Origin of the sequence: Neobacillus drentensis, from assembly GCF_036962125.1 — a bacterium.
Taxonomy (GTDB): domain Bacteria; phylum Bacillota; class Bacilli; order Bacillales; family Cytobacillaceae; genus Neobacillus; species Neobacillus drentensis_B.
The window spans coordinates 146,375-155,861 of the sequence record NZ_JBALOA010000007.1 but is presented as its reverse complement, the minus strand read 5'-3'; the positions used below and the strand labels follow the sequence as shown (position 1 = coordinate 155,861).

General features: G+C 37.7%; 10 protein-coding genes. All 10 read left to right on the top strand.

The features are described 5' to 3' along the window. The first annotated feature begins 144 nt into the window (after positions 1–144). The 10 genes from V7121_RS08290 to V7121_RS08245 all read left to right on the top strand — a co-directional run bounded on the left by V7121_RS08290 (position 145) and on the right by V7121_RS08245 (position 9,298). Complete coding sequence (locus V7121_RS08290; protein ID WP_335499975.1) at positions 145–339, top strand: IDEAL domain-containing protein; 195 nt, start codon at positions 145–147, stop codon at positions 337–339. Positions 340–874: 535 nt separating this feature from the next. Next, positions 875–1,600 (top strand): YdjY domain-containing protein, encoded by a 726-nt coding sequence (locus V7121_RS08285; protein WP_335546331.1) that lies wholly within the window; start codon positions 875–877, stop codon positions 1,598–1,600. 13 nt (positions 1,601–1,613) lie between these two features. Next, positions 1,614–2,789, top strand: coding sequence for a TVP38/TMEM64 family protein (locus V7121_RS08280; RefSeq protein ID WP_335546329.1), 1,176 nt, complete (start codon positions 1,614–1,616; stop codon positions 2,787–2,789). Continuing rightward, the gene (locus V7121_RS08275; RefSeq protein ID WP_335546328.1) at positions 2,789–3,772 is read left to right on the top strand and encodes a lysylphosphatidylglycerol synthase transmembrane domain-containing protein; all 984 of its coding nucleotides are present in this window, start codon (positions 2,789–2,791) and stop codon (positions 3,770–3,772) included. The genes V7121_RS08280 and V7121_RS08275 overlap by 1 nt, the downstream gene beginning before the upstream one ends. Next, positions 3,769–4,521, top strand: a complete 753-nt coding sequence (locus V7121_RS08270) for a glycine/sarcosine/betaine reductase selenoprotein B family protein (protein ID WP_335546326.1) — start codon at positions 3,769–3,771, stop codon at positions 4,519–4,521. Before V7121_RS08275 ends, V7121_RS08270 begins: the two co-directional genes overlap by 4 nt. Positions 4,522–4,737: 216 nt before the next feature. Then, complete coding sequence (locus V7121_RS08265; protein ID WP_335546323.1) at positions 4,738–5,976, top strand: ABC transporter substrate-binding protein; 1,239 nt, start codon at positions 4,738–4,740, stop codon at positions 5,974–5,976. After that, positions 5,960–6,862, top strand: coding sequence for an ABC transporter permease (locus tag V7121_RS08260; protein ID WP_335499964.1), 903 nt, complete (start codon positions 5,960–5,962; stop codon positions 6,860–6,862). The genes V7121_RS08265 and V7121_RS08260 overlap by 17 nt, the downstream gene beginning before the upstream one ends. Beyond that, the gene (locus tag V7121_RS08255; RefSeq protein WP_335499963.1) at positions 6,856–7,710 is read left to right on the top strand and encodes an ABC transporter permease; all 855 of its coding nucleotides are present in this window, start codon (positions 6,856–6,858) and stop codon (positions 7,708–7,710) included. The genes V7121_RS08260 and V7121_RS08255 overlap by 7 nt, the downstream gene beginning before the upstream one ends. Further along, positions 7,679–8,686 carry an ABC transporter ATP-binding protein gene (locus V7121_RS08250; RefSeq protein ID WP_335546321.1) on the top strand — a complete coding sequence of 336 codons (1,008 nt, stop codon included), beginning with the start codon at positions 7,679–7,681 and terminating at the stop codon, positions 8,684–8,686. The genes V7121_RS08255 and V7121_RS08250 overlap by 32 nt, the downstream gene beginning before the upstream one ends. An 18-nt stretch (positions 8,687–8,704) precedes the next feature. Further along, a complete protein-coding gene (locus V7121_RS08245) occupies positions 8,705–9,298 on the top strand; it encodes a CDP-alcohol phosphatidyltransferase family protein (RefSeq protein ID WP_335499959.1) in 594 nt (197 codons plus the stop codon). Positions 9,299–9,487 lie beyond the last annotated feature (189 nt).

The following is a 9,487-nucleotide window of genomic DNA, read 5'->3' as shown; positions in this document are numbered from 1 at the left end:
CGGACAAATGTCTTTTTGTGGTACCTGACACCATTTTTTTGTTTTTGGACTTCTTTTGAATTTTTTTTTATTTTTTAAAATAAAGTGTTTGAATTTTTAGAAAACTCGCTGTATAATTAGAAAAAACGTAAGGAGTTGATTTCCATGGAAAAGAAATTACTTAATTCACCACAACAATCGGATGAGAATACAGATGCTGTCGTTGCAGAGATGTTTCTAAATAATGCCCTGTTAGAATTCAAGAGGGAGAAGATCCGCAAGGAAATCGACCACACATTACAACATGGGAATAAAGAGCTATTCCTAAAATTGACAGAAGAACTTAAAAAGATTTCCTAACCATTTCCTATCCAAGATCCTATGATTTTAAAAGGAGCCCTATCCACCACAAGTGGATGGGCTTCTTTCTGTTTTCGGGCCGATAGGAAAGATTTACTTTCCCATCAGGTATTAATACAACTTGCCCCTGTTCTCACCCTTGAGGGGAACAAGTCGAATAGTTTTCTAATCAAAGCTATTCTTTATCGGTAAAACCGATAATAATTAAACACATTTATAGATAATTTGAATTTTAACTTATTCAAATATATGAGTATAATTTATTCGCCCAGATGATTGTAAGTACTGTTTTTTCAAGGTATTAGTGGATTTCCTTCAAGTTTTATTTAGTAGATAAAGAATTTAGAATCGCCTATTAACAATATTGTAATAAGTTTTTGTCAAAAAACCGACATTTAAAGGTAAACAAACTTATTTATTTTTTGTTGTGTTAATATCATATTAATCTTTATAAAGTTAAAAACTTACAATATTGGGCGATATTGGTTATTATTTTTAATTTCATTCAGATTATTAGGTATAGGGAGCGGAAAAAATGAAACGTAAATCATCTGTTTTTATCAAATTTGTCATTCTAGCAACTCTGACAATGTTAGTATTATCTGGCTGTGGTTCAAAATCAAATAATGATACTACTGCGAAAGCTGCAAAAGACGAGAAAAAAGCAGATCAAAAGGTGGATAATACAGTATCGAAAGATAATCCGATCGTTGTTGATAAAGAAAACAAAGTCGTTAAGGTATACGCAACTGTTAATGGAAAGTATTTAGTAAGTCCTACGCGCCATGGTTTAAACTGGGTTGAAGGAAAATATGGTGACCAAGCGGTATTAAAAGCCTACGCTAATCCACTTAAGTTCAATGAGGCTTTGTTGGAAATTGGAGGAGTTCCTGCTGTTGAAAAAGGCGGGGACACTAGTAAAGAGTTTGAAACAAAGGCTAATGAAAAATATATTTTAGGTGATGAAGTAAAGGTTACTGTATCATGGGAAAATGCGGGAAAAGAGTATGACATTAATGATGTTATGGTAGATTCAACTGGTCAAAAGATTGTTTATAAATTTGGCGGGAACTACGATACCCAAGAGGCTAAAATGACAGGCTGCTATATGTGCTTTGATAGCTGTCCAGCAGGTATTACAAGTAATTCTACTCATCCAGTTGGAACGTTTGAGGGCGGCCATGCAGAATTCCATGGCAACCCAGATGTGCTTCCTGCAGACGGTACGCCTCTCGTATTAACATATTCAATTGTAAAATAATAGGGGGGAGAAAATGAAAAACGTTATTCGCGCCCTTGGACAATTAATCGCATCTTTATTTCTCTTCTTTCTGATAGGATTTGCAATTGCTATTTTGCTAATTCAAAGTAACTGGCTTGATATGCGTTTTGATAGTGAATACTTTGTTACGGTTTCGTTGCTAACAGGAGCATGGCTCTATTTTTTAAGGACTTTCATGAACGCGAAAAAACTTGCGCTCTGGGAGTCTGCACGGACAACTGCCACCCTAACGATTTCATCTATTGCAATTATTGTTTACGTTACAATCTCTGAGGGAAGTCTAGCCATTCTTCCCTCTTATATAGTTAGGAAAGCATTATTTTTAGAAGAAACAGTTACTTTAGTCGACATGAATCAAATTCTATTATTGGTGTTTCCAATTGGCATAGCTATTATAATCGGAACATTATTGAAAAATAAACATCAAAAAGTGGCCACTGAAAATACAGGCTGGAATCTTTTATCTAGATATCAAAAGTTTGGAACGATGTTTTTATATGGTGTCATTGCTTTTTTCTTACTAATTTATTTAGGGCAAGGAGAAATCCAGGATTCACTTAATCAGTCGATTCAATATTTAAAAACAGCAGATGTCGAAGGATTCCGTGATTATCTTCATTCATTTGGTTCACTATCAGCAGTCATTTCTGGCTTACTAATGATTTTTCAATCAATTATCGCACCACTCCCAGCTTTTGTAATTACATTTGCGAATGGATTATTATTTGGCTGGATTGGGGGAGCAATTCTCTCTTGGAGCAGTGCAATGGCTGGAGCCGTCCTTTGTTTTTATTTGGCAAAAATCTTAGGAAGACCTGTTGTTGAAAAAATCGTAACAAAAAAGGCATTAACTTGGTGGGATCAATTCTTTGAGAAATATGGGAAGCATGCGGTTTTTATTGCCAGACTTGTTCCGGTTGTCTCTTTCGATTTAGTTAGTTATGCGGCTGGTGTCACATCGATTTCTTTTTGGCAATTTTTCTGGGCAACAGGTCTAGGACAATTACCTGCGACCCTTCTTTATTCGTACCTGGGTCAAAATGCCACTAGTACGGTGAAAATATTATTCTTTGTTTTTACAATAATGATTGCGTTAGCGGTATTGGGCATGATTCTTCGTCCAAAATTGCAATCTTTGGGTAAAGGAAAACAGGGAGTAAAAGGGTAATGGCTTCCCTTTGGAAACATAAAGGCTTAATCATCAGGGTATTTGGCAGCACCTTTCTCATCTTTTGGATTTTAAATAAGATGGAGTGGAATAAAGTCATCGAGATTGCAAAAGAGGGTTCACCATTTTATTTTCTAGCTGCATTTGTTGCCATTCAACTAACCGTGTTCTCAAGTATTGTGAAGTGGAAAATGCTCGTTGACTCATCTTTAAAACAAGATAAAAAGCAGTATGCCTCATTTTTTAAATTGGGGCGTCTCTATTATATTGGCTTATTCTTTAATAACTTTTTGCCTGGCAGTGTTGGTGGAGATGTTGTCCGTGTTTATTATTTAGGAAGAATTACTGGGGTTCCAATCGCAACAGCATCTGTTGCCTTTGAACGGATAACAAGTGGGATGGCATTAGTAGTTATTGCCGTTCTTTCATCCTTTTCTATGGAAGCAGCTAGACCATATGTGCTCACTACTACACTTGTTCTAGGAATTATTTTGATTTTGTTACTCCTGGTAGGAAAACTAGTCAAGACCATGAAGAGTCGTGATGGAGTTACTGGGGATACTACTGACGTATCTATGGACAAATGGTTTATTAAATTGAAAAAAGCCCTTCTTAAAACAAGTGAGGCTGCTTTAAATTATCGAAAAGAGCATTTTATCTGGTGGATAAAAATTATCATGTTATCCCTCCTTTTTCAGGTCGGACTAGCATGGATCAACGATTTATTATTTTTATCGATAGGAATTGATATCCCATGGATCAATTTGTTAATGATAATTACTCTTATCTCAGTAATCTCTATGCTGCCAATTAGTCTAAATGGATTAGGGGTCCGCGAAGGCTGCTATGTCTTTTTTTTTAAGGAACTTGGCGTTTCGGCAGAAACTTCCTTAACAATATCTCTCTTATTTTTTATTTTTGTTTCAATATCTAGCTTAGCTGGTGGTTTATTTTGGATGGCAGAAAGGGGGAAACATAGTTGAGGCTATCTGGAAATCTGTTTATTGAAAACCTTGTCAGTAAAAAGGCTAAACATATGGTTAACCCGATTCAGGGAACAATCCCGTTGGTTCCGTTCACTAAGTCAACCAATGAAGCTGTCGTTGCTCTAATCACAACCGCAGGTGTCCATTTAAAAACTCAGCCTATATTTGATGTTGACGCGGGTGACACTTCAGTAAGGTTTATTCTTTCATCAGTCCTTGAAGAGGAGTTAATGATCAGTCATACGCATTTTGATCGAAGTGATGCGGATCAGGACATTAATTGTGTCTTTCCTTTATTCCGACTTAAACTGATGGAACAAAAAGGAATGATCGGAGCTATAGCTCGAACTCATTACGGTTTAATGGGATATATTCCTAATCCAAAAACGCTTATTGAGGAAACAATTCCTTTAATTATTAAGCAATTAAAAGAAGACCAAGTAGATGCGGTTATCTTGAACCCGGGCTGATATATATGCCATCAATCCGTGGGATTGATTCAATTTGCAATCGAAAAAGCAAGGATACCGACCATTTCGATTACCCACTTAGCAGATTTAACAGCTAAAGTAAGGGTGCCAAGGTCATTACATTTACGGTTTCCGCTTGGAAGAAGTTTTGGAAAAGCAGGAGAATATCAAATGCAGGATCAAATTCTTGAGGACACAATTCACTATTTAAGGGAAATTAATGTGCCTGAAACGATAGTTAAGCTTCCTTATAAATGGAAAGGAAAAAGAAAATAATGAATAGTGAGATAGCTCGAAAAACACTCTGGCATATACGCTGGATACTTCTAACTGTAATAATGGTTTATAACCTATACTGCATAATAGTATCCATTGAATTGTCTTCTTTTCTTCCTATCAATGGATTTGGTCTTGCATTTTACTTTTTCATAGGCATGTGGGAACGTTATTTTAAATGCAAAACGAGTTGTAACCTCTAGAAAGGGGATGTTTATGAGGAAATTCACGATTATATTTTTATTATTTCTATTGATTTTATCGGGCTGTAGTCCTGATTCTAACAATAACAGCAAACAAGCCAGAGAAAACAGTTTAAATAGTGACTGGAAGGAAATTACTGCCAAAGCAAAAGGAACGAAGGTTAATTTCTTTATGTGGGGCGGAGATGAAGGTATTAATCGCTATATCGATGAATGGGTTGCACCACGAATAAAAGAGCAATATGATATTGAATTAAAGCGATATCCAATGGATGCAACTGAATTTATTAATAAGCTTATGACCGAAAAAAGGGCGAATAAAAATTCTGGTGACATGGATGTTTTATGGGTGAATGGGGAAAATTTCAAAACTGCTAAACAAGAAGAATTACTGTTGGGCCCTTTTACTTCAAAACTTCCTAATTTTAAGCAATACGTGGATAGTAATGGTAAAGATATTCAATATGACTTTGGTTTCCCAACCGAAGGTTATGAAGCTCCATGGGGTAAGGTTCAGTTTGTATTTGCCTATGATTCGGACAAAATCTCCAATCCCCCCAAATCGTTAGCGGAGTTACAAAAATGGGTGAAGAGTAATCCAGGTAAATTTACCTATCCTGCGCCACCAGACTTTACTGGAAGTGCGTTTATTCGTCATGTCCTTCATGAAAAAAGTAAAAACTATGAAGCTTATTTAAATGAGTATGATGAATCAGCGATTAAAACTGATGGGGACTTAGTTTGGAAAGAACTGAACGAGTTAGAGCCATATTTATGGAGGGAAGGGAAATCGTACCCACAATCGCTCTCACAATTGGAGCAATTATATAAAAATGGTGAAGTGTGGATGACGATGGGATATGATGAGGCAAACGCATCAAACCTCATTAAAAGTGGTGAATTTCCGAAATCTACAAAGACCTTTGTCCTAGATCAAGGAACACTTTCGAATACTCATTTTCTTGCCATCCCGTATAATGCCCCGAATCCAAATGGTGCATTGGTCCTTATTAACTCTTTGCTATCTCCATCAGCTCAATTGAAGAAGATGGAGCTAGAGTATTGGGGAGAAAATATGTCGCTTTCTGTGGGGCGTTTGTCTGAAGAGGATAAAAAAATCATGGATGCAATTGACAGAGGACCTGCAACCCTTACTCAACAAGAGTTATCTAGTCATCGCATACCAGAGATTAATGCCGAATATGTCCAGTGGCTGGAACGAGGTTGGATGAAAAATGTGGCGAATGAATAAAATGATCCATCAATTAAATAAACATAAGGGGCTGTTGGGAATTCTTCCAGCCCTTTTGTTTATGCTAATCTTTTTTGTTGGGGGTGCATTCCATTCCCTCAACATTAGTTTGGGTGGTCAGGATAGCATGTCGATGGTTGTTCACCAAGAAAAGTTCTGGGCCTATCGAGAATTGATAAATAGTACATTTTTTCGATCACTAGGTGTTACAGTTGGGATGGCTGCTGTGGTGGCGGTTTTATCTGGGACCATAGGTTTACTGGCGGCTTTATACCTTGCTGAACGTTCGAAACATTGGAAATGGCTTAACATTATTTTTCAACTTCCAGTGGGTATTCCACATTTATTATCAGCTTACCTTTTTATGCAAGTATTAATGCAAAGCGGTTGGTATTCGCGGATTGCTTATTACTTTGGATGGATTGATTCAATGGAAGCATTTCCGGTTCTTGTCCATGATCAGTGGGGAACAGGAGTCATCATGGCATATATGTGGAAGGAAGTTCCATTCATAGTACTATTAATTAGTCCTTTTATTGTAAAACTCATCTCAGACTGGAAGGAGCAATCGATAGCATTAGGAGGTTCATTTTCACAAACTGTGCGTTGGGTAATCGTGCCGATATTATTGCCGATTTGGGTGGGTGGAATGTGGGTAGTCTTTGCTTTTACAATAGGAGCGTATGAAATTCCCGCATTATTAGCAAGGACATCATTTGGCTCAATCCCTGTCACCGCTTTTCAGGAGTATTCCCAATTTGGACTAGACCGGCAAGCGGTTGCAATCGCCATGAATATGGTTCTTGCAGTCATTTCTTTCGTGGTTGGCAGTATCCTAATTTATTTACAATTACAATGGTATAACAGGGGGAGGAGAGTATGGTAAAAAGGCTTTATGTAAGACGGAGTGTCAATGTTATCTTTATAACCCTGCTTACTCTTTTTCTCATTTTTCCCTTTATCCCCCTGATCATTTGGAGTTTTACAAAACATTGGCCATGGCCATTACTGCTCCCTGAAGAATGGAATATAAGTTCTTGGAAGTATCTTCTTTCCGTATCAGGAAGGGCACTGGAAGGATTATCTAATAGTTTGATCGTTGCTTCCTTAACACTATTAGGAAATCTATTATTAGGTATCCCAGCAGCAAAAGTATTAGCTCAGATTGAATTTATTGGAAAAAAGGCAGTGTTTTCGACTCTACTTGCCCCGTTGTTCATCCCCTATACAGTTTCAATTATCGGAATGCATGATTTTGCGATTCGTTTTACTTTATTGAATGAGTATGTAAGTGTTGCTTTTGCGCATCTTATCGTCACCCTGCCGTATTTTATAGCAACAATCTGGTTTCAGTTCCGCCTGATCGGCAATAAACTTCAAGAAGCCGCTGTAAGTCTTGGGGCTAATAGATGGAAAGTTTTCTTATGGATTGAAGCACCTTTACTGCTTCCCTCGGTATTGTTAGGAAGTTTCCTAGTCGTTGTCATATCGCTCAGTCAATATTTACCGACATGGATTATGAGTGGAGGAACCTTACTGACGATGCCCCTAATCATATTTCCCTTTGCAAATAGTGGGGATTCTTCAATTGTTGCAGCCTATAGCCTGTTATTTTTTGTTCCAGTGCTATTGCTGTTGATGGTGTATTTTCTTCTTGTGAGAATAAATGCTAAAAACAATTTACAAATAGGGGGTGAGAAGGATGCAATTAGAGCAAATAAACATTCAAATTAACGAAACAGTTATTATCAAAGATTTAGATTTACAAATAAAACCAAAAGAGATTTTTGTACTAATGGGGCCATCAGGAAGTGGAAAAACAACTTTGTTGAAGGGAATAGCAGGACTTATCCCATTTACTGCGGGCAAACAAACATGGGAAAGTGGAAAGGGGACAACGGGAATTGTTTTTCAAGAGCCCAGGCTGTTTCCTCATTTGACTGTAATAGAAAATATCGCGTTTGGCTTAAGGGTTAAAGGGACTCCGGTTAGGGAAAGAAATAACAAAGCAAGTGCTTTTCTGAAAAGACTCCAGCTTGATCAGTTGGAAGATCGCTATCCCCATCAGTTATCAGGGGGACAGCAGCAGCGTGTAGCATTAGGACGTGCTCTGATTTTAAGTCCTGCCCTGCTTTTGTTGGATGAGCCGTTTGCATCCTTGGATACATCATTGAGAACTGATTTAATAGACTGGATGTATAGCCTGCAGAGGAAATTGGGTTTCTCCATCCTATGGGTAACGCATTATCTAGATGAAGCTCTTTCGGTTGCAGACAGAATTGGGGTTATGCTGGATGGCAGATTACAACAGATTGCTGCTCCTGTTGAGCTTTTTCAACACCCTTCCTCAGAAAATATTGCCCAGTTTTTATCATTACCAAATCGAATGACCAGACTACAATGGAGTAAGTGGTTTAAAGGTGAAATAAAAGTTCCAGCTACTAAAAATATGGGATGGATTGATCCCAATCATATGCAGATTGTTCATGGGGAGCATAAACAAGAGAATATCACTAATGATCGACCATCATCTATTATTACTGCCGTGGTGACAAAAGTGAAACCAAGTAAGGAAGGTTTTTCAGTTACGGTAAGTGCTGATAACCTTCCGCTTGATATTAATATGATAGGATGGGGTAGAATCCCAAGATTAGAAGAATCGGTTAAAATCAAAATTCCATTTGAAAAAATATTGTGGTATACCAAATAATTGAAAGGGGTGGGTCCTATGCTTGATACCCATGGACGTGCTGCAGTTCAACCAATTATTTCGAAAACAGCACACTCCCTGCTAAAGATAGGCTTTAGTGCTAATCATGTTACTTATATTGCATTTATAATCGGAATCATCGCGAGCATCCTGGTATATTTAGGGCAGCCAATTGCGGGGGTTGTTGTCCTTTGGCTGTCAGGGTTCTTTGATGCAGTAGATGGGAGTATGGCGCGACAAAGTAAAAGTTCTTCCTCCTGGGGGACTTTACTTGATGTCACATTTGACCGGGTGGTTGAGGCGGGGATTATAATTGCATTAGCCCTTCGCCACCCTGAACCAAATGTCCTCATGTTGTTTCTTTTATTAGCTATTTCGATTATCTTTACAATGACCATTTTCTTAACTGTGGGTGCCCTATCTGAAAAAGAGAGCTATAAATCTTTTTATTATCAACCTGGTTTGGCTGAACGGACGGAAGGATTTATTTTATTTTCTTTATTGGTGCTTTTTCAATCCCATCTAATATTTTGGTCAATCATCTTTATAGGTGTTGAAATTACAACAGGGATTCAACGATTAGTGGAAGCCCGGAAAATTTTAAAATCTTAAATTTTTAATGCTAAAAAAACCACGAAGCCCTTACTTGAAAAGGGCTTCGTGGTTATTAGAGAATTTTTAGGTATTTCTCATACTCTATTTTATTTATTATCATCATCGACCTTGGTGTCGTCAGCGCCGCTGTGTTTATCTTGGTGAGTGCCGTCATCAGCCTTGGTACCATCATCAGTGCCGCTGTGT